The sequence below is a fragment of the Paenibacillus sp. Negev47 genome, assembly GCF_058313655.1.
In genome coordinates this window covers 4,044,476-4,065,235 of the sequence record NZ_CM177754.1, presented here as the reverse complement: position 1 = coordinate 4,065,235, position 20,760 = coordinate 4,044,476, and the positions used below count along the sequence as shown (strand labels likewise).

The following is a 20,760-nucleotide window of genomic DNA, read 5'->3' as shown; positions in this document are numbered from 1 at the left end:
ATGATAGGGATGCTTCTATATGATGCGCGTACAAATAAATTCCCATACCTTCCAGGCTGAATCACCAGCCCGAATGTGAGAAATTCGTTTATTGGCTCCATATGATTTATAATGGTTCAGGAGACATGTGGATTGCCCGCTGTCCTCCTATTTATAAAACTAACTTTAGTGTGCAGAAAGAAAGGAAGAAAACCATAATGAACGCCCCACATCCAATCGATCAATTCAAGAAATTCAAATATGAAATTACGAGATTTATGATGATCTATAAATTTGCTCTGGATCAAATGGAGACCAAGATTGAAGTACTGAAGGAAGAATTCCAGTCTCTGCATGATTACAGTCCAATTGAGCATACGAAGTCCAGACTGAAGTCACCTGAGAGTATTATGAACAAGATGTTCCGTAAAAATCATGAGTTAACGTTTGAAAGTATTAAGCAAAATATCAAGGATATCGCCGGAGTACGGATTACATGTTCCTTTATCTCGGATATCTATCGTATTAAGGATATGCTGTGTAACCAGAGTGACCTGCGTGTACTGGAGGTCAAAGACTACATCGAGAATCCGAAGCCAAACGGCTACCAAAGTCTTCACCTTCTGGTGGAAGTGCCTGTGTACATGTCCAATGGTGAGGAACGAGCTTGTGTGGAGATTCAGATCCGTACAATCGCGATGGATTTCTGGGCGAGTCTGGAGCATAAGATTTTTTATAAATATAATAAGGATGTTCCCGAGCATTTGACCAAGGAACTCAAAAGTGCGGCAGACTCTGCGAATGCACTGGATCAACAGATGGAGCGACTTCACCGGGAAATTCAGGAGATCAAGGATGCTGAGAACGAGCGGGATGAAGAAGAACTGCGCCGTATTATTATTAACAATCAACAGTTCACACTGCCTTCCAACTTGCTCAAGCTGCTGGGTAGCGGGGAGTAGCACTCGATGAAAAGTAAAACAGCTTCACTGAACACGAACTCCACATCTCGTGTGCGGATGGCTTTAATTCTGGGGACGTTGTCGGCCTTCGGGCCGTTGTCCCTGGATATGTATTTGCCTGCATTGCCTACGCTGGCCGATGAGTTCGGATCATCTACTTCGTATGCTCAACTTAGTCTGACGGCGTGTATGATTGGACTTGCGGTGGGACAGTTGCTTGCAGGGCCACTAAGTGATGTACGCGGTCGGCGAACACCGCTCATTGCAGGTCTTGTGCTCTATACCATCGCTTCCATACTCTGCCTAGTCAGCCCCACGATGGGCTCTTTTGTTGTGCTACGATTCATTCAGGGGGTGGCTGGAGCGGCCGGTATTGTGATCTCGCGTGCGATTGTCAGAGACGTATACTCGGGTCCCGAACTGACACGATTCTTCTCCCTGTTAATGCTGATTAACGGCGTAGCACCGATTGCGGCACCGATCATCGGTGGACAATTGTTGACGTATACCTCGTGGCGCGGCGTGTTTATTTTGCTCAGCCTCATAGGCATATTGACGCTGTTTGCTGTCATTTTCGGTCTAGGGGAGACACTGCCTTCCAGCCGCAGATCAAGCGGGGGACTGAAGCAGACCTTGATTACGTTTCGCCAAATCGCCGGGGATCGCCAGTTTATGGGTTATGCGTTGACCCAGGGTTTCGTAGCGGCTGGTATGTTTGCCTACATATCAGGTTCGCCGTTTGTACTTCAGAAGATATACGGGGTATCCCCGCAAATGTTCAGTGTCTGCTTCGCCATTAACGGGCTAGGCATTATTCTGGCCAGTCAGATTGCCGGCAGACTTGCAGGAAAGGTATCGGAGACTCGCCTGTTAATCGCAGGGCTGCTAACCGCAGCGGTGGGAGGAACCTCACTGCTCATCGCCATTCTGGCTGGAGGTAATCTGATCTCTGTGCTGATTCCGTTATTTCTGGTGGTATCCAGTGTCGGGCTGGTGAATACCGCTTCCTTCGCCCTGGCTATGGCCAATCAGGAGAAGTCGGCAGGCAGTGCATCTGCGCTTATCGGAGTGATGACGTTCCTGTTCGGAGGTATTGTTGCTCCGCTTGTAGGTCTCGGAGGAGAAGGTACAGCTGTGCCGATGGGAATCGTTATCGCGTGTGCTGATCTCGGTGCCTTGGTGATCTATTTCCTAATGGTCAGTAGAGGCAGCAAGCGTCAGAATGATCAGGTATTGAGTTGAATGTACTGATTCTGAAACGTCAGGTTAAAAGAACGAAAAAAGAGCCCCGCTTGGCAGGAATCATGCTTCCAAGTGGGGTTCTTGCTGTAAGTAAGGACAGGATTAGCAGAGCGCGAACAAAATTTGTGTATTCAACAAAATACCTGGCGTAAGGAATGGATAGAAGTATCCAACCACAAAACCAAACAGATTAATGGCAGGCCACATGAGGTAGACATCATTGTAAGTGAATACAAGAGACCATCGATTGTAGCAAAAGTTGGGCAGAGCACGTTCTTCGTTATCCCGAGGCGCCGCTGCACCAGTCTGTGCAAATTGTACAGCTTGAGTCAGACTTTGCGGCTGTTGCTGAAGGAAGAGCGGAAGCAGACCTGGGCTGCTTTTGATCAGGTTATACAGAAAAAGCATGTTTGCCGGAGGCTGGCCTACCGGACGAGGATAGGCACTAAGCAGGGTGGGCAGATTGCCTTGTGCCAGTTGCGCAGGTACGCCTGGTGCTGTCCCCGGGATTGTACCTGGAATGCCTCCGGGGAAATATGGACCTGTTCCGCCGCCTGGAATGAATGGAGGATAGGAACCTTGGCCGCCAGGTAAACCAGGAAACATCGGACCACCCGGTGTGCCACCTCCACCACCTGGGAACAGTGGGGGCAGTTGAAATGAACGGTCTTCCCCATAACTTAGATAAGGGTTATATACGTAACTCATGTACAGAACATCCTTCCTGTCATCGTATTCTGCATTCAGCATATGGCGGCATCCGCCTATAGGTGAATGCCGCCAAGAAGATTTTATAGGATCCGCTCAGGGCATTACCCAATTGACAACTGAACTGATAACAATTATCATTGTCAATGGAGTTGGACAAATGTACATACGGATATTATATGTATCAATAATAGTATCTATATTTTTGAACGTTGATATCTGTCACAATAACGCCGAATAAGGTTTCATATTGAAAGGGGATAAATCACGTGTTTAAGAGAAATAGCAAGATGATCATGCTTCTAATTACGGTGATGGTCATGTCCATCTGGTTGGCAGCGTGTGGAACGAAGCCAGCAGAGAATGGAGCAGCAGGAGAGAACGACACAGCAACGGAGACAGAGACGCAAACAGAAGCCGCCACAGAGCGCACATTAACAGATGCAATGGGACACGAAGTAATTATCCCGGCTAATCCGGAGCGTATCATCGCTTCTTATCTGGAAGACAATCTGGTAACACTCGGGGTTAAGCCAGTTGCCCAATGGTCTGTAGCCAACGGAATTCAGGAATATCTACAAAAAGATCTGAATGGTATTCCCACGATTGCCTTCGATCTGCCTTTCGAAGCGGTAACCAGCTTTAACCCAGATCTGATTATTATCGGTTCCGAAAGTGTGGTTGAAGGTGAGAAATACGAACAGTACAGTAAGATTGCACCTACTTACGTACTCGGCGATGAGATTAATAGCGACTGGCGTAAAACGCAGTTGAAAATCGGTGAAATTTTGAATAAGAGTGCCGAAGCACAAAAAGCGCTGGATGATTACGAAGTTAAAGCTACAGAAATCAAGGAAAAAATCAACAACGTTACAGGTGGAACGAAATCGGCAGCGGCCATTTGGTTGGTTAGCGGCAAGTTTTTCATCGTAAGTGACAATGTATCGAGTGGAGAAGTGATGTACAAAGAACTTGGACTTGTAGAGCCTGAAGTTGTAAAAGAAATCTCTGCCAATGCGACAGGTAACTGGTCATCCATCTCAATGGAGAAATTGGCTGAAATGGATGTAGACTACTTGTTCTTTGTGAATAGTGATGAAGGTACAGGGTCAGAAGCACTGAAAGATCCGGTATGGCAAAGCATTCCGGCTGTGAAAAATGGTAATTTGTTCGAATTTACCCGTTCCAGCAGCTGGTTGTATAGTGGAGTTCAAGCGAATCTTCAAATTATGGAAGACATTCAGAACAGCATCGTTAAATAAGCATGTTCAAACTCCTTGGTGCAATGGGTACCAGGGAGTTTTTTTGTCAATTTAGCATTTTACGATATATAATAAGAAGTAGAATCTTGACGTGTCATGAAGTAGAGTTGTCATTTACTTCACGAGCAGGGAAGGGGATATTTACATATGTATACATTGGATCCACGTGAAATAACGGGAAGAGACAACTATAAACTGATGAGTGGTTCGGTGGTGCCACGTCCAATTGCTTTTGTGACGACACGTTCAGATGAGAATGGTGTAATTAATGCAGCGCCTTTCAGTTTCTTCAATGTAGTTAGTTCGGACCCGCCGCTGTTATCCATATCCATTGCACGTAAGGAAGGCGTTATGAAAGATACTGCACGCAATATGCTCGCTCATAAGGAACTGGTCGTGCATATATGTGATGAAGCAATCATAGCCGAAGTGAATGAGACAGCAGCCATACTGGAACCCCATGAAAGTGAGCTTGAGCGGACAAAACTGACTACCGTGCCAAGTACAAAAGTCTCGGTTCCGGGAATACAGCAAGCACTTATTCGAATGGAATGCGAACTGTATCAGCATATTCCCATCACGAACGATGATGGCAAACCCGCGAGCGACTTGCTGCTGGTACGTATTGTGCAGTATCATTTCAGCGAACAAGTCTATAATCCTGATAAGGGCTATATCCTGATGGATCATTTGAAACCGGTCAGTCGACTGGCGGGTAATGATTATGCCAAGCTTGGCGAACGATTCACGGTAATTCGGCCTGAATAGTTCTAACCGATCGTATATGTGACACATGAATGGATTTAACCCTATAGATAAGGCGGACAGCACGTGCGTAACTCGCATATGTGGTCCGCCTTTGCTTTGTTAATATGAACATAAACAGGACAGGGAGTGAATAGACTTGTACTATACCCTGCACCTGTCCTATGAACCTACTTTATATATAGGTTGTTAAAAAAAAGCCCACTTTTGAACACGTACCAAATAGGGAGGTTAAGCCGATGAACCAGTTTGAGGGAACTAAAGGGGCGAGTATTATGGGAATAGGAGCGGCGTGGCCAGCTCATCGCATTGAGCAAAAGGATGTGTCTTCCCGTCTCGCACAAGCGCTGGAACATGAGCCGGATGCGAGACGATGGGCCAAGCGAATTTTTAATCAGTGCGGTGTAGAGACTCGATATACATGTGAACCGAATCTGCTTGAACCTGTGGATGCTTGCCGATATTTACCTTTTACCGCTGCCGAGGAAGTACCGACCACAGCCGAGCGTATGGCCAAATATAAAGCAGCTGCTGTTCCGCTGGGTCTGGAAGCGGCAGGAGAGGCTCTTCAGGATGCAGACGTATCCTCGGCAGAAGTTACGCATCTCATTACCGTGAGCTGCACGGGACAATTTTTGCCTGGGCTTGATGTTCGGTTGATCCAGCAACTTGAACTGTCACCACATATCAACCGGATTCCGCTGGTATTTCAAGGATGTGCAGCCGGTCTGAAGGCGATACAATTGGCCAATTCCATCGTAGCGACAGATCAGGAAGCGACAGTTCTTATCGTGTGTGTGGAGCTGTGCACGCTTCACTTCCAGCCATCTGCCAAACGAGACGACCTGTATGCTGCCTCTTTCTTCGGAGACGGCGCCTCTGCCTGCGTAATTGGTGCGTCTGGAACAGGCCGCAATGAATGTTTTCGACTGGGCCGTGGATACTCGACGCTGCTCCCGGACTGTGCAGAAGAGATGATCTGGGAAGTGGGCAATACAGGCTTTGATCTCTATCTGTCACCACAGATTCCGAAGCTGCTCGGCTTGCATCTCGGACCAGAGGTAGAGCGGTTACTGGAGGGAAGTGCTTTACCGGAAATATGGGCGATCCATCCGGGAGGCAGAGGCATTGTGGATGCCGTTCAGAAGCTGTATCAGTTGACGGATGAGCAGGTCTCTTACAGTCGTAACATCCTGCGGGATTATGGCAATCTGTCGTCCGTGACGATTCTGTTTGTTCTTCAAGCCATCCGTGTAGATTACAGACACAAAGAAGATCATTCCAGTGGAATAGCACTGGCCTTTGCCCCGGGACTGACAGCAGAATTACTTCCTTTTACATACATTCCTGCACCTATTGCGAACAGAACACCTGTGAATCATGGCATCCAATAGATCGTGAACCAAGTAACTGAATGGCCAATCTGATCGCAGAGGAGCTTAGGTATGGGTTATCGCAGACTTGCTGTCCTCATTAGCCGATATCCGCGGTTCATTATTCTCTGCTGGGTGTTTATCATCGCGATGTCAGCGGTATGGGCGTGGAAGTTACCTGACATTGTTCAGGATCACGGATTGAAACGGGTTCACGGGGACGCGCAAGCAGTTGAACTTGTTCTCGAGAACGAATTCAGTTTTCCTGCTGATCCGGTTATTCTGGTTTTTGAGAAAAAGGAAGCTACCTCACCAGCAGAGTTCCGGCAGTGGATCAGGGATTGTCTGAGACAGGTCCAAGTGTTGCCTGCGGTAACCTCTATTACATCCCCTCTTGATGCTAGGGAAGGGATGATGCTGGAAGACAATAAGGCTTATGCCCTTGTGAACATGGATGTACCTGCGCATCAGATGGGTCCCCCGCTGGAGCAGCTGCGCACCGTGCTGACAATAGACGGTCCAGGTACGATCCAGTTGACGGGAAAGGCGGTCGTGCAGCAGGACGTGAATCGTCTGAGCTTTCGTGACCTGGAACGGGCAGAGATGGTGGGAATTCCGATTGCCTTGATCGTTTTATGTTTTGCATTCAGGGGTCTATATGCCGCATTGATCGCCGTGATGATGGGAATCAGTGCTGTCATTACAGCTATGGGAATCACGTCTCTCCTTGGCTATCATCTGGAACTGTCCAATTTTATCATTAATGTGATTCCAATGGTGGGCATGGCACTTAGTATAGACTTTGCCCTGATCATTCTGAGTAGGTACAGGGAAGAACTTCAGCAGGCCCATGGAAATGAAGGCGAAGCTAACGATCTGGGCAGCAGTATGGTTCTGCAGAGCGAGATTCTTCAGCGAACACTGCGTACAGCTGGCAGAGCAGTGTTGTTCTCAGCAGCTTGCGTGCTCCTTGGACTGCTGGGTCTGCTCTGGATCAGACTGCCGATGTTTCTGAGCGTATCCTTGGGGGCCATTATCGTGCTGCTTCTATCGCTACTGTTGAACGTAACGCTGCTGCCAGCCCTGCTTTCTCTGTCTGCGGTTCGAGTCTTCAAGCGAAAGTCAGTTCATCCGTTTCCCAGACGCTCGATCTGGTATAACTGGTCAGCCATCGTCATGAAACGACCCGTTAGAATGGCGATCGGGGGTACGGTTGTGCTGCTCCTGTGTGTCTATCCAGTGACTCGGTTGGAGCTAGCCATCCCGGATGCTTCTTCACTGCCAGCCAGAATCGAGTCCCGACAGGCAGCAGAGCAGTTACAGCATGATTTTGAACAAAAGAATACCTCCACCATCGAGGTGGTGATTGGCGGACAGCAGCAAGATTTGACTGCCTCTCACTGGCAGATGGCCCATAACAAAGTACGCCAACTCCTACAGGACTCCAATGTCGTGAGCATTAATTCACCATGGGGCCTGTTCCAACCGGATCAAAAGGGTTCACAAAGACATTTCCGAATACCGTCGTCGTTGACTTCTTCTACAGCAGGCAATGAATTGCATCCGACATGGATGCATTCAACTGTCTCTGATCATTCGATTCGATTAATAGCCACCGTACATGGGGAGCCCGGTTCGGAACAAGTTGCAGACTGGCTGGAACGAATGAGAAACAGCGATCATGCGCTGGGTTCTAACGACATAAAACTTCGTTATGGCGGTGAAGCTGCCAAGCAACATGAAATTATGCAGGAAGTCACACAGCAACTGCCCAAAGTACTTGTATTTGTAGTGGTATCCAATTATCTTGTACTGTTGGCGGCGTTTCGATCTCTGCTCATTCCAATCAAGGCGATTCTGATGAATCTGCTCAGTTTAGCCGCTTCTTTTGGCATATTAGTATGGGTGTTTAATGAGGGACATCTGGGGATGGAACCGTCAGCCATTGCCATTATGATCCCTGTATTCATTGCGGGATTGGTGTTCGGCATATCCATGGATTATGGGGTATTTATGCTGAGTCGTATTCAGGAAGTCTATAGGCGAACCGGAGACAGTGACGTGGCAGTTCAACAGGGATTGGCCTCTACAGGCCGTCTAATTACCTCCGCCGCAGCCATCCTGCTGGCGGTAACCGTACCGTTTGCTTTTGCAGAAGTGGCAGGAGTCAGGCAGTTAGGGATCGGGATCACGGCAGCAGTGTTGATTGACGTTACCCTGATCCGCCTAATATTGGTCCCTGCCCTGATGAAGTTAATGGGCAGATGGAACTGGTGGTTACCAGGTCAGTTATAATGAAGGGTATTTCCGAAACCTGTCATCAGGTTGGAGATATCCTTTTTTTGGATGGAAATTATGTGATTCCATTCAAAACAGGCAAACATGTTCAATTCATAAGTGACATAGATGTTCTATAATGGACTGGATTAACCGAATATTTCGGTCGGTCGATCATCTAAGTTATCCTATGAAAAACAGGAGGGACACAAGCCCATGTCGGATATAGAAGCCTACCTGCAACAACAAACCAATCTTCGTGGCCGTTCCGCTTATCATGCAGATCAACCCCTTGAGTTATGGCGCAGTCAGTTGCGTACACGCGTAAAAGAACGACTGGGTGGTTTTCCAACGATGGCGGCAGCACTTCATCCTGTATTACTGGAACGCAACACTTGTGACGGATATATACGGGAGCGGATCGAGATCACGACCTATGCAGGACTTCGCATGCCTATATATGTGTTAATTCCAAGTGATATAAGTGTTACCGATGCGAAAAGACCTGCTATCGTAGCATGTCACGGGCACGGGTATGGCAGCCGGGAGATCTCTGGTATGGAACCGGATGGTTCGCCAAGGACAGGAGAGCCTGGATTACACAAGGATTTTGCAGTTGCTCTAGTGAAGCGGGGCTACGTGGTTGCGGCTCCAGAGCTGCTCGGATTTGGTGATCGCAGACTGGAGGAAGATCGTGAAGCGCCACCAGGTGCAAGCTCCTGTACGAAAATTGCTTCGCATCTGCTCATGGTGGGGCAGACCCTTGCCGGGCATCGGGTATATGAAACAACGCGAGTACTGGATTATTTATCGACTCGGCCTGATGTGGATTCGCAGCGAGTCGGAAGTATGGGGATTTCTGGCGGTGGACTCGTTACCGCATTTACAGCTGCGCTGGATGAACGTTTCCGTGCAGTTGTAGTGAGTGGTTATGCAAGTACATTCCATGGCAGCATACTGGATCGGAACCATTGTCTGGACAATTATGTGCCAGGAATTCTGCGTGAAGCGGATTTGCCGGACATCATCGGTCTGATTGTCCCTAGGCCACTTTTTATTGAAGCAGGAAGTGATGACCAGGTATTTCCGCTCCATGCAGCAAGAGAGGCCTATGAGCGATTGACACACATCTATGAACAGGCGGGAGCAAAGGAAGCGCTGGATGCGGATTTCTTTACAGGAGGACATGAGATTAGCGGAGCAAAAGCGTATGACTGGCTTGATCAAGTGCTGTAAGGTTGTGGATTATGCACCAATTTAATTCTGAATCGAGAGGAGAATTCAGTAATGAAATGGTCAACATCCGTAAAATATCTACTGTGTCTTATTCTGTTTACAAGTACGATCGGGGGAGGTCTGGGAAGCAGAGGGGGGCAGGTCGCTGAGGCTGCAACGGACAACTACAGATTTGATTTTGGCTCGGGTCCAGTTGAGAGCGGTTACACAGGTGTGTCCGCAGGAGATGCCTATACGCCTATGAAAGGCTATGGCTTCAACACACCTGCACAGATGAGGAATGTGTCTGCCTCGGGAAGCGGGGTTAAGAGAGACGCTGTGCAGTTTCTGACTTACGGCACGAAGAGCACCAATACCTTCAATGTGAATCTGTCCAATGGCCTATATGAAGTTAAAGTGGTCCTGGGCAATACTGCCAGAGCCAGCGTGGCTGCAGAAGGTGTATACCAGATCATCAATATGACGGGCAACGGGGCAGCGGATCAGTTCCAGATCCCGGTGACTGATGGACAATTAAACCTGCTGGTTACGGAAGGGAAGACGGGTACCGCGTTCACACTTAGTGCTCTCGAAATCCGAAAAATATCCAATCAGACGGTAACCAACCGCACGATCTACATTGGTGGCGATTCAACAGTCTGCAATTACTATCCGCTTGGCAGCAGTGTACAAGGAGGTTGGGGACAGCTGTTTCCGTCCTATGTGAACAATACTACGTTTCAGGTTCGCAATATGGCGGCAAGTGGTCAGTTTGCGAGAGGTTTCCGTGATGATGGTCAGATGGAGGCGATTCTGAAGTATATCAAGCCAGGAGATTATTTTATTTTGCAATTCGGGATTAATGATACCAATGCCAAGAACAATACAACGGAGGCTCAGTTCAAAGAGATTATGCGAGATATGGTGCGCCAGGCGAAGAATAAAGGAGCGACGGTTATCCTTTCCACACCTCAGGGCAGGGCAACTGATTTTAATTCAGCTAATGTGCATCAAGCGGAGAATCGCTGGTATAATCAATCCACACGTGCACTGGCTCAGGAAGAGGGAGTGAGTCTCGTTGACTTGAACAAGCTGAGTTCTGCTTATTTCACGTCGATTGGTCCGGCAGCCACACTCGCTCTGTATATGACAGGGGATAGTCTGCACCCGAATCGGCAAGGTGCTGCCCAGCTTGCCCGCATTGTTGCTGCGGATCTGAGAAGACAGGGACTGAATGGATTCTGACGAACCGGTCAGTCATTCCAATCTTGGTTGATAAGAAGTATTGATGAAAAATAAAACAAAATACCCCCGGGACATACCGCGAAACGAGCGGTTGATCCTCGGGGGTTTTTGTTATGCATAGGCCTAGGATTTACTCCATCATATCCTTGGCCTCATGGTTCACCTTTTTACCCTTTAACAAGGGTTCCAGTTCATCTTGAACGCTCTGCTCCCACAGCGGTACATCTGTGCGATAGGCAGCCCGACCATTCAGATGTCCGGCGACTGGAGCCGTAATGAATACAAACAGGATACCTAGCAACAAGCGGGCACTGATATAATTGTCGAAGTACCAAAAGAAGAAAAATGTAGCGCTTAGTACACAGAACACACCAAGTGTCATACTTTTGGTTGCGGCATGGGCACGAAGATATACGTCAGGCAGACGGATAAGTCCGAACGCACTGACTGCACTGAGTAGAGCACCAAGCAGTACGAGTAAACCTATAGCCGTTTCAGCGGTTATCTTAACGATCTCCATCATTTTTGAATACCGCCCCCCGTTCAATATAACGTGCAAATGCTACCGTACTTAGAAAAGCCAGAATGCCAATCAGTAAGATGATATCCAGATAGGCCTGGGTTTGCAGCATCATCGACAGAACGGCAACGATGGCAATTACATTGATGCCGATGGTATCCAATGCTGTGATTCGGTCAGCCATGGATGGTCCCCGGAGCACTCTGTACAGGCAACCCAGAATGGCTAAGGAGAGAATGAGCAATGAGATGAACAACAGTGAGGATAACATTAACGCGTCACCTCCATAATGGCTTTTTCAAATGTGTTTTGGATATCATCTCTCATTTTTTGTTCATCCTTGATATCCAGAGCGTGAATAAAAAGTTTGCGTTGGTTACCTGAGATCTCAAGCGGCAGAGTACCTGGTGTCAATGAGATGAGCAGACAGAGCAGGGTGACCTCCCAATCCGATGACAATTGAGTCTTATACGTGAAAATACCTGGCCTTATATCGAGCTTGGGCTTGATGATCTGGCGTATAACCTCAACGCTGGCCCGCACCAGTTCCTTGAACAGCAGTATCATTAGTTTGAAGATGGCCCAGATTCGCACAATATAGAAGCGTTGGGGGAAGAATCTGCGCATCCCCCCGATGAGAAGTAGTCCGAGCAGGTAACCTATGAGAAAACCAACACCATTCCAGGCATTGTTCAGAAACATCCATACAAAGGCAATGATAAGATTCAGTACAATCTGAAAGGCCATAGACATCTACTCCTTCAATACGGCATCAATATAAATATTGGGATGCAGTAGAATATCGCCTGCGCGGGAGGTCAATTGGAACATGCCTTCAGCCCCCACACCCATTACGATGATGAATACAAACAGAATTCCGGCAGGAATCAGCAAGCCGTTCACCGCGTAAGGACGTCTAACAACCCCGGCAGGCGGTTCGCCCCAGAAAGCCTGTATGAAGATTCGCAGTACCGAATATAACATCAGCAAGCTGGACAGTACGGCAATGCCGGTAAGGCCATACAATCCTGCCTGCAAGCCGCCTTCGAAGAGAAGCAACTTGCCCGGAAAACCACTGAATGGAGGCAAGCCTGCCAAGGCAAGTGCGCTAATGAAAAACATCCAGCCGAGCAGCGGATAGCGGTGAATCAGTCCGCCCATGTTATCGAGTTTGGATGTCCCGGCAACGGCAATCAAGGCGCCGCCGAGCAGGAAGAGCAAGGTTTTAATCAACATATCATGCAGCATGTAGAAGAGCAGACCTTCCAGTGCAGGACGGCTGGCTGATGCCATACCGAAAGCGACAAAGCCTACACCTGCAACGACGTTGTAGATTAGAATCTTGTTCACATCGCGGTATGAGATCGCACCGATGACGCCCAGAACCATGGTTGCACCAGCCATCCATCCGATCAATGCATGGAAGAAATCCGGATCATGATAGAAGATCAGTGTGAATGTTCGCACAATGGCGTACAGGCCAACTTTGGTCAGCAATCCTGCGAACAGTGCTGTTACGACAGCAGGTGGTGCTGCATAAGAGCCTGATAACCAGAAGAACAGGAACAGTCCTGCCTTGATACTAAATACGATCAGGAAGAGTACGGCAATCAGGGTAATGACCCCGCTCTGTCCCACTTCAGCGATTCTCACTGATAAATGTGCCATATTCAATGTCCCAGTAATGGAGTAGAGGAAGCCAATGGAAGCGACAAACAGTGCTGAAGAGACGATGTTAATCAACACATATTTGATCGTTTCACGCAACTGCCTTTCCGTGCCTCCCAATACAATTAGAGCGTAGGAAGAGATGAGCATCAGTTCAAAGCTGACAAACAGATTGAACAAGTCTCCGGTTAGGAATGAACCGTTAACTCCTGCGATCAGGAAATGAAAGAACGGATAGAAGTGATGTTCCTCACGTTCCTTGTTTACACTGCGGAACGCATACAGCAAGCACGCCAGTGCAATGATCGAAGCGGCAACGACAAGCAATGCCGATACCATGTCAGCAACAAGCACAATACCGTAGGGAGGTGCCCATCCTCCCATATTAAGCGTCAGAACTCCGGATTGAGCCACACGAGTAATGAGTATCGTTGAGACTGCTGCTGTGAACAAAAGTCCGATAACACTAATGATTCGCTGGATGTGCGTTTTTCGGAAAAACAGAAGGGCGAGCACACCTGTAATCAATGGCAGCAGTATAGGCAGTACCACGATATTATTCATATGGACGCCCCCTGACTTCTTCCATGTCGTCTGTTTTCAGCTTCAGATAGGAGCGATAGGAGAGTACGAAGAAGAAAGCAGTGAGTCCGAAATTAATAACAATGGATGTTAATATCAACGCCTGGGGAAGTGGATCGACATAACGTTCAGCCATCTCCCCCAGCAGTGGTGGTGAACCAGTTTTGAGACGTGACATGGTAATTAATAGCAGATGCACGCCATGGGTTAGTATGGAAACGCCAAGCACGATCCGGAGCAGGCTCCGTGACAAGATTAAAAAGACGGCAACCGCAAACAGAATGCCAACGGCCACACACATCAATATTTCCATATCAACGATCCTCCCCGATCTGTAGAATAATGGTCATGGTGACGCCTAGGACAGCGAGATAAACGCCAAGATCGAAGAGCATGGCCGTGGCGAGTTCTGTCTCTCCCAGCAAAGGGAGTTCGAAATATCCGTAGGTTTGGCTGAGGAACGGGACTCCGAATAGGAATGAACCCGCGCCCGTGAGTAGGGCTATCGCCAAGCCGATCCCTGTTAAAATGCGAAAATCAATGGGTAACGCTTTGCGTATCGTATCTGTACTGAATGCCAGAGCAATCAATACCAGTGCTGCTGCTGTTACCAAGCCTCCAATGAAGCCTCCGCCCGGATTGTGGTGTCCTGCGAAGAAGAGATGCATGGCGAATGTCAGAATGATGAAGACAACGACCTTGGTGGTCGTTTGCAGCAATACATCATTACTCTGCAACGGTACGGTGTCCCACGAGGAAGTGCTACGTTCGCGGTTTCCATACTTTTTCGTATTGTCCGCTTCATCGTCTAAATCAAGCTCTGAATCCTGATTTTCTTCTTTCTTGCGGAATTTCAATCTGGCGCCGAGATCCTTCGCTTCCAGATTCAGATTAATCATGGAGTAGATGGACAATGAAGCAGCGCCAAGCACCATAATCTCCAATAACGTATCGAATCCACGGAAATCTACGAGTAACACGTTAACGACATTTTTACCACCAGCCGAGTTGTAGGCTTCCTGCAAGAAAAAGGTGGAGATGCTCTCCAGTGATGCGGTCCCGCTTGCAGCCAGTGCTACAAAAGTCATCACGATCCCCACTGCAATCGCTACAATCATATTCACAGTAAGATACCTGCGGCTTGATTTGCCACGTTGCAGTTCAGGCAGATGGTAGAAACAGAGCAAAAACAGTGCAACGGATACCGTCTCAACAATCATCTGCGTTAATGCCAGATCCGGCGCCCGGAAGAGTACGAACAGCAGAGTTACAAGGTAACCAACTGCTCCGGTCATAATCACTGCCGAGAGTCTGTTCTTGGCAAAAGGAATCGAAACTGCGGCACCGATGAGTGTGACTAACAGTACAACCTCATAGAATGAGAAGGGCGCATTGCCCTGAAGATTCCATGTAATATTTTCTCCTGAACGGAAGAAGGCATAGACCAGTAGCGCGACCGTGAATGAGAAAATATACACAAGATAACTACGAACGGAGCCATTCATATAGGCTTCCGTCCATTTGCGTGCATAATGCTGAATATTATCCAGTACGACATGGTACATATTGTTAATCGTTAATCCTTGCGGATAATGCTCATAAATATTCCTCCATCGTGGCAACAGCTTGTAGAGAGTGATTCCCAGAATCACGACTCCGATCGTCATAATAAGTTCCGGAGTCCATCCATGCCACAGGGAGAAATGTACATCGAAGCGTTCGTTCCCATTCAATAGGGAAGGAAGCACAGCGGCCATTGCCGGTTCGATCAGTGATCCAGCCAGCAGGTTCGGAAAAAGTCCGAATACGATGACAAGAACACCGAGAACAACGGGTGGAATAAGCATACCGGCAGGCGCTTCGTGCAACTTCTCGGCAGGAATCTCGCTTTGGCTACGACCGAGGAATGTTTTGAACACGATAATAAGCGCATAGATCAGGGTAAATACACTTGCAAGCCAAGCGAATATCGGCAAAAGAACAATCCAGGACCCAAGTCCAAAGATTCGCAGATGCGTGACTTCGACCATAGCCTGGAAGAACAGCTCCTTACTTAGGAATCCGTTAAACGGTGGAATACCAGCCATAGCAAGTGAACCAATCAGTGCCACGGAGAACGTTACTGGCATAAATGAAGCAAGTCCACCGAGCTTCCGAATGTCACGCGTCCCCGTTTCATGATCAACAATTCCAACGACCATAAACAGAGCGGCTTTGAAGGTCGCATGATTAAACAGGTGAAGCAGCGCAGCGGTTATCGCTACGGTGTACATTGCAGAGGACTCGCCATATCCGAAGTAGAGAGCAGCAGATCCAACCCCTAACAGGGACATGATCAGACCAAGTTGAGAGATGGTCGAATAGGCGAGAATCGCTTTGAGATCGGTTTTTTTCACCGCCAGGAATGATCCGTAACACAAGGTCAGAAGACCAACGCCGGTAACGAGCCAGAACCAGAGCCCCTGTCCACCGAAGATCGGTGTGAATCGGGCTACAACATACAGTCCAGCCTTGACCATGGTGGCCGAGTGCAGATAAGCACTCACAGGTGTTGGAGCTTCCATGGCATCCGGCAACCAGATATGAAACGGGAATTGCGCTGACTTGGTGAAAGCTCCAATCAGAATTAAGACAAGTGCGGGCAGATAGAGGATGCTCTCCTGAAACTGTCCCAATCCAGCAATGGTTCCGCGAATGCTGAATGTTCCCGTGATGAGATACATCATCATGAAACCGGTCAGCATGGCGAATCCGCCAAATACGGTGATCAGGAATGACTTTTGTGCTCCTGATGTCGAGGCTTTACGTTTGTAATGAAAAGCAATCAACAGGAATGACGTAATACTAGTCAATTCCCAGAATCCATACAGCACGATCATGTTATCAGACAGTACCACACCTAGCATGGCTCCCATAAACATCAACAGATACAGGTAGAAGCGGTTCAGAGCTTCTTTCATATCCATGTAAAAGATGGAGTAGAGAACAACCAGGACACCGATTCCGGTGATTAGCAGTGTCAGCATCAGGCTTAGACCGTCCAGATATAAGTTAAATCCAATGTCCAGTGATGGAATCCATGGGATATTTCCGGATACGGTATTGCGCTGGGACACTGCGGGTATGAGGCTCGCAAAGTATACAAATAAAAGTGCCGGGACAAGGAGAACCGGCCATCCCAGATGTAATTTACGGGAGAAACGATGCAGCATGGCAAGAAGAATGCCAGCGGCAAAAGGCAGAATAACAGCAACATGAAGCAGGCTCAACATTACACCCCCAATGTTTAGTATTTCGACTACTCTCTCTGTGACATACAGGCGCATAATCCTCAAAGGATATGCTTGCTCTCTATATTCATAACCCAAGTATGTATATACAGAATCGTATCTATTCTTTGAATGGAAGAAACACGGTGAAGACTTCAGGATAATATTGTATGGATGTGTATAATGAAACAACACAGAAGTTCCGATAAATATGAAAACGATTAGGTGACATTCCGTGTACCCTTTACAGCATAGTTATGTTGAGAAGCAAGATGGTTTCACCGTGTAATGGAGGAAATAATGTCATTCAAAATCAGAACTGTGCTTACTATCATCTTCGCTGTTTTATCCTTGCTGGTTACCCTGACGATTGGATCTATTTTTAGCCAGGAGTCATTCGTTGCTGTAGAGACAGAGATTGGTCACTCGCTTACAGGCACGGCCTCACAGGCATCGGACAAGCTCGATCGGTTCATGTCCGCTCGCGCCGGCGAGCTGGACCTGTTGGGCCGAATGGCAGCGTTGGAAGATGGGTTCAGACCTGCGGAGATTCAAATGTTGCTGGATCAGCTACAAGATAGCTTTCCCTCTTTCTCATGGGTTGGATTCATGGACCCGAAGGGAAAAGTTTTAGCCGCGACGGATGGGATCTTGATTGGTGAAAATTTATCGGAGAGACCTGTGTATCAGGAGGGAATTAAGGGAGAATTTATTGGAGATGTGCATAATGCAGTACTTCTTGCCAAGCTACTTCCGAATCCAACGGGGGAGCCGTTGCAATTCGTTGATATCAGTTTTCCGTTAAAGGATAGCAAAGGTCAAATTCAAGGTGTGCTCGCTGCACATTTAAGCTGGGCCTGGGCGAAGGAAGTCGAGGAATCAGTACTTGCTCCGCTCAAGTGGGAAGAAAAGGACATTGAGTTCTTTATCGTGAGCAAAAGTGAACATACGGTACTGCTGGGGCCCAAGGAATGGATCGGTAAACAGCTGATGTTACCTGGTATCGCAGAGGCTCAGCGTAACAAAAGCAGTTGGTCCATTGAAAAATGGGCTGATGGGAATGACTATGTCACAGGCTATGCCTATAGCCAAGGTCACCTGGATTATCCCGGATTAGGATGGACCGTAGTCATTCGTCAAGTCAAGTCTACTGCATTGGCTTCCGTATTTGATCTGATGTGGTTTAATGTGTGGGCAGGGCTTGCTGTTACCGTGCTATTTGCACTTATTGGCTGGTTTGTCTCTCGTCTGATCTCTGCCCCAATTGTGCTTCTGACCAGAGTAGCCAATCGACTGCGAGTAGGAGATGTTCTTGAGATTCCCGAGAATAAAGGGATTAAGGAGATCGAAGTGTTGTCCCGATCCCTTCGGGATATGGTGACATCTCTTATGAATAAAGACTCGGAGCTGGTCGTGATGCAGAATCTGGCACATTTTGATCAGTTGACTAGTCTGCCGAATCGTACTGCACTTGAAGTGTATCTGGAAGAGTCTTTGGAGACCGAAAGTGAAAATCATAAGCTGACTTTTCTTTATCTGGATCTGGATGGATTCAAACGTGTCAATGATACACTTGGACACCAGGTTGGGGATGTTCTGCTACAGAAAGTAGCCCAGCGTCTGTCAGCTCTTGGTCAGGAGAAGGGCATAACGGTTCGCTTGGGCGGAGATGAGTTCCTGATTGTACTTCGCTCTGTTGGAAGTCATCCGAAGGAGGAAGCCAGCGCTTATGCAGAAGCGATTATTCAAAGCCTGAACAAGCCGTTTATTATTGAATACGAGCGAATTCAGATTGGATGTAGCGTCGGAGGGGCTGAATATCCGACCAACAGCGGCAACCCAAGTGAGATTATCCGAATGGCGGATGAAGCTCTGTACGAATCGAAACGTGCTGGTAAGAATAGAATGACATTTTATTCCGAGTTGAAGCAGGGGAGTTAGCATATAATAGTATTAGCTGAGTGATTCCAATCACCTTTGTATGATTCTGTGTATAGACAAGGAGGGGTGAAATGTCTGGAAAATATGCATCGGTACCTTACGGGTTTGAGCCACCTGCGGCCAGCCATAAAGGGACACTGACGTTTTATGACTCGTTTGAACATGTGACCGATGAACAACTTGAACGAGCCGCTGCAACGGTAGATACTCGTTCATTTGTACAACTCGTGCTGTATCCATTACACGAGAGCACATATAAGCGGATGAGCCGGGATCCGATTCAGGCATATTACAAAAGAGAAGACCGCCTGCATGATTGGCGGCGGGAACATCCAACCTTACGCATACGTGTGGAGGGATTGGAGGGCAAGAGAAAGAAATATACTCCTGTGGATAGCGCGCTGCGCCATATTACTGCGGAATACCCGGCTCCTCATTTTCTGTATATGACAACCGAGATGGCGAATCTGTTCGCTTCGTTCGATTCCTTTAAGGATTGGATCAAGGAACTGCGTCTTATCATCGACGGATCGTCTGAAGATCTACACCCAAGGCTGGAGCAAAATCGTCATCGCTGGGAATGGGCGGAATGATGATACAGACATCGTTGTAGGTATAGATTTAGGGGGAAGATCGGCTAATTAATCATAAGCAAACCCAAAAAAAAGTTGTGTTGTACAACCGTAAATTCGGTGTACAGCACAACTTTTTTTGATGTTTTTCCAAGAAGAGCTATGTCAGATCAAGGGACGTTACGGTTTTATTTTTACCCGTTCGTTTGGCAGCATACAGACAGGCATCACGCTTGGTTCATTTACTGCGGGTCAGATCCAATGGAGCATACCAGAGTATTCCGCGCCACGGGTTCTGCATGTGGGTGAGATTGAGCCTGGCACGGAAAGGAACATTTCCTATGTAGTGCAGTTATCTTCTGAACAGACAGGTACGTTTCAAGGAGCCTTGACCGTCATGTACACGTACGAATGGAATGGACAAAAACGGGCAGGAGAATCCCGATCCAATGAGTACAGCATCATTGTGGAGTCTGGAGAAGAATAGGGGGAACACAGTTAACGGTGACTTGCCTGAGGAATTTGTTCAATCTGGGGTTCCATGACATTACACGAACGTAAATGAATGGTATACTAATTGAATATGAACTCGGCAATCAACCCGTGGAATCGGGACGTCGGAGTAGAGGAGGCAGCCACATTGGCAAAAGCAAAAGTAGCTAAAAGACCTACACGGGATGAGTTTGAACTTGAAGAGTTGGGAAATCAGCTGGTTGAAGCCTTTCGTGAACGTTCGGAAGTACTGTTGACGGTATGGGGCAAAGAAGATCAGGTGCAAGGAGTCATCGTCAAAATGGACTCCCGTACAAGACTCGTTCATGTAGAGTATACAGAAGAAGAGTTCACGGCAAAGGTACCTTTTCTGGATATCATGCGAGTACAATCTCCATGGTACTGAACGAAATAAACAGCATTTGAATAATTAGGGCATCCGCCCTGTCAAAGTCGTTCTTCCTGCATAAGATAACCCATACCTGTTGCAGAGGAGGTACGGTCAATGAGCGAAGTATTAGGTGGAGAAACAAGAGGCTACGGTTACGGAGGTTTCACTTCTGTAGGTGCCATTCTGGTTCTGTTCATCCTGTTGGTTATCATCTCCAAAGCGTTCTTGGTATAATTGCAGCATTCAAATGGTTGAAAGAAGCTCTGCCACCTTGGCAGAGTTTTTTTTATTTCAGAT

20 protein-coding genes are annotated in these 20,760 nt (G+C 47.7%); 13 read left to right on the top strand and 7 right to left on the bottom strand.

The genetic code is table 11. The features are described 5' to 3' along the window. Positions 1–197: 197 nt before the first annotated feature. The gene (locus tag AC4G47_RS18045; RefSeq protein ID WP_124114270.1) at positions 198–941 is read left to right on the top strand and encodes a GTP pyrophosphokinase; all 744 of its coding nucleotides are present in this window, start codon (positions 198–200) and stop codon (positions 939–941) included. A 6-nt stretch (positions 942–947) separates the two neighbouring features. After that, a complete protein-coding gene (locus AC4G47_RS18040) occupies positions 948–2,183 on the top strand; it encodes a multidrug effflux MFS transporter (protein WP_491102083.1) in 1,236 nt (411 codons plus the stop codon). A gap of 102 nt (positions 2,184–2,285) precedes the next feature. Here AC4G47_RS18040 and AC4G47_RS18035 read toward each other — a convergent pair whose 3' ends face one another. Beyond that, positions 2,286–2,891, bottom strand: coding sequence for a hypothetical protein (locus AC4G47_RS18035; protein ID WP_491102082.1), 606 nt, complete (start codon positions 2,889–2,891; stop codon positions 2,286–2,288). A 269-nt stretch (positions 2,892–3,160) separates the two neighbouring features. Here AC4G47_RS18035 and AC4G47_RS18030 point away from each other — a divergent pair, with 269 nt between their 5' ends. The 6 genes from AC4G47_RS18030 (at position 3,161) to AC4G47_RS18005 (ending at position 11,028) form a co-directional block, all read left to right on the top strand. Next, on the top strand, positions 3,161–4,153 hold the full coding sequence (locus AC4G47_RS18030; protein ID WP_491102081.1) for an iron-hydroxamate ABC transporter substrate-binding protein: 993 nt from the start codon (positions 3,161–3,163) through the stop codon (positions 4,151–4,153). A gap of 147 nt (positions 4,154–4,300) precedes the next feature. Further along, positions 4,301–4,921, top strand: a complete 621-nt coding sequence (locus tag AC4G47_RS18025; RefSeq protein ID WP_491102080.1) for a flavin reductase family protein — start codon at positions 4,301–4,303, stop codon at positions 4,919–4,921. Between the two features lie 236 nt (positions 4,922–5,157). After that, positions 5,158–6,312 carry a type III polyketide synthase gene (locus AC4G47_RS18020; RefSeq protein ID WP_491102079.1) on the top strand — a complete coding sequence of 385 codons (1,155 nt, stop codon included), beginning with the start codon at positions 5,158–5,160 and terminating at the stop codon, positions 6,310–6,312. A gap of 51 nt (positions 6,313–6,363) precedes the next feature. After that, positions 6,364–8,586 carry an MMPL family transporter gene (locus AC4G47_RS18015; RefSeq protein ID WP_491102078.1) on the top strand — a complete coding sequence of 741 codons (2,223 nt, stop codon included), beginning with the start codon at positions 6,364–6,366 and terminating at the stop codon, positions 8,584–8,586. Positions 8,587–8,784: 198 nt separating this feature from the next. Beyond that, positions 8,785–9,804 carry a dienelactone hydrolase family protein gene (locus AC4G47_RS18010; RefSeq protein WP_491102077.1) on the top strand — a complete coding sequence of 340 codons (1,020 nt, stop codon included), beginning with the start codon at positions 8,785–8,787 and terminating at the stop codon, positions 9,802–9,804. Between the two features lie 51 nt (positions 9,805–9,855). Further along, positions 9,856–11,028, top strand: coding sequence for a rhamnogalacturonan acetylesterase (locus AC4G47_RS18005; protein WP_491102076.1), 1,173 nt, complete (start codon positions 9,856–9,858; stop codon positions 11,026–11,028). 130 nt (positions 11,029–11,158) lie between these two features. Here the strand turns inward: AC4G47_RS18005 and mnhG are convergent, their stop codons facing one another. From mnhG to AC4G47_RS17975, 6 genes are read right to left on the bottom strand one after another with little or no spacing between them, the layout of a single operon-like run. After that, on the bottom strand, positions 11,159–11,551 hold the full coding sequence (gene mnhG / locus AC4G47_RS18000) for a monovalent cation/H(+) antiporter subunit G (RefSeq protein WP_458126600.1): 393 nt from the start codon (positions 11,549–11,551) through the stop codon (positions 11,159–11,161). Continuing rightward, on the bottom strand, positions 11,535–11,819 hold the full coding sequence (locus AC4G47_RS17995; protein ID WP_017688855.1) for a Na(+)/H(+) antiporter subunit F1: 285 nt from the start codon (positions 11,817–11,819) through the stop codon (positions 11,535–11,537). Before AC4G47_RS17995 ends, mnhG begins: the two co-directional genes overlap by 17 nt. Further along, positions 11,819–12,295, bottom strand: a complete 477-nt coding sequence (locus AC4G47_RS17990) for a Na+/H+ antiporter subunit E (RefSeq protein ID WP_491102075.1) — start codon at positions 12,293–12,295, stop codon at positions 11,819–11,821. Before AC4G47_RS17990 ends, AC4G47_RS17995 begins: the two co-directional genes overlap by 1 nt. 6 nt (positions 12,296–12,301) lie before the next feature. Beyond that, positions 12,302–13,780 (bottom strand): Na+/H+ antiporter subunit D, encoded by a 1,479-nt coding sequence (locus AC4G47_RS17985; protein WP_458126602.1) that lies wholly within the window; start codon positions 13,778–13,780, stop codon positions 12,302–12,304. Further along, a complete protein-coding gene (locus tag AC4G47_RS17980) occupies positions 13,773–14,111 on the bottom strand; it encodes a Na(+)/H(+) antiporter subunit C (RefSeq protein WP_458126603.1) in 339 nt (112 codons plus the stop codon). The genes AC4G47_RS17985 and AC4G47_RS17980 overlap by 8 nt, the downstream gene beginning before the upstream one ends. A 1-nt stretch (position 14,112) precedes the next feature. Further along, the gene (locus AC4G47_RS17975) at positions 14,113–17,067 is read right to left on the bottom strand and encodes a Na+/H+ antiporter subunit A (RefSeq protein ID WP_491102074.1); all 2,955 of its coding nucleotides are present in this window, start codon (positions 17,065–17,067) and stop codon (positions 14,113–14,115) included. Positions 17,068–17,367: 300 nt separating this feature from the next. Here AC4G47_RS17975 and AC4G47_RS17970 point away from each other — a divergent pair, with 300 nt between their 5' ends. The 5 genes from AC4G47_RS17970 (at position 17,368) to AC4G47_RS17950 (ending at position 20,697) form a co-directional block, all read left to right on the top strand. Further along, on the top strand, positions 17,368–19,008 hold the full coding sequence (locus AC4G47_RS17970; protein ID WP_491102073.1) for a GGDEF domain-containing protein: 1,641 nt from the start codon (positions 17,368–17,370) through the stop codon (positions 19,006–19,008). Between the two features lie 71 nt (positions 19,009–19,079). Then, positions 19,080–19,601 carry a hypothetical protein gene (locus AC4G47_RS17965; RefSeq protein WP_458126606.1) on the top strand — a complete coding sequence of 174 codons (522 nt, stop codon included), beginning with the start codon at positions 19,080–19,082 and terminating at the stop codon, positions 19,599–19,601. Positions 19,602–19,719: 118 nt separating this feature from the next. Then, positions 19,720–20,067, top strand: a complete 348-nt coding sequence (locus tag AC4G47_RS17960; RefSeq protein WP_491102072.1) for a hypothetical protein — start codon at positions 19,720–19,722, stop codon at positions 20,065–20,067. A gap of 153 nt (positions 20,068–20,220) precedes the next feature. Further along, on the top strand, positions 20,221–20,478 hold the full coding sequence (locus tag AC4G47_RS17955) for a YolD-like family protein (RefSeq protein WP_491102071.1): 258 nt from the start codon (positions 20,221–20,223) through the stop codon (positions 20,476–20,478). Between the two features lie 99 nt (positions 20,479–20,577). Then, complete coding sequence (locus tag AC4G47_RS17950; protein WP_017688846.1) at positions 20,578–20,697, top strand: hypothetical protein; 120 nt, start codon at positions 20,578–20,580, stop codon at positions 20,695–20,697. Positions 20,698–20,760: the final 63 nt, after the last annotated feature.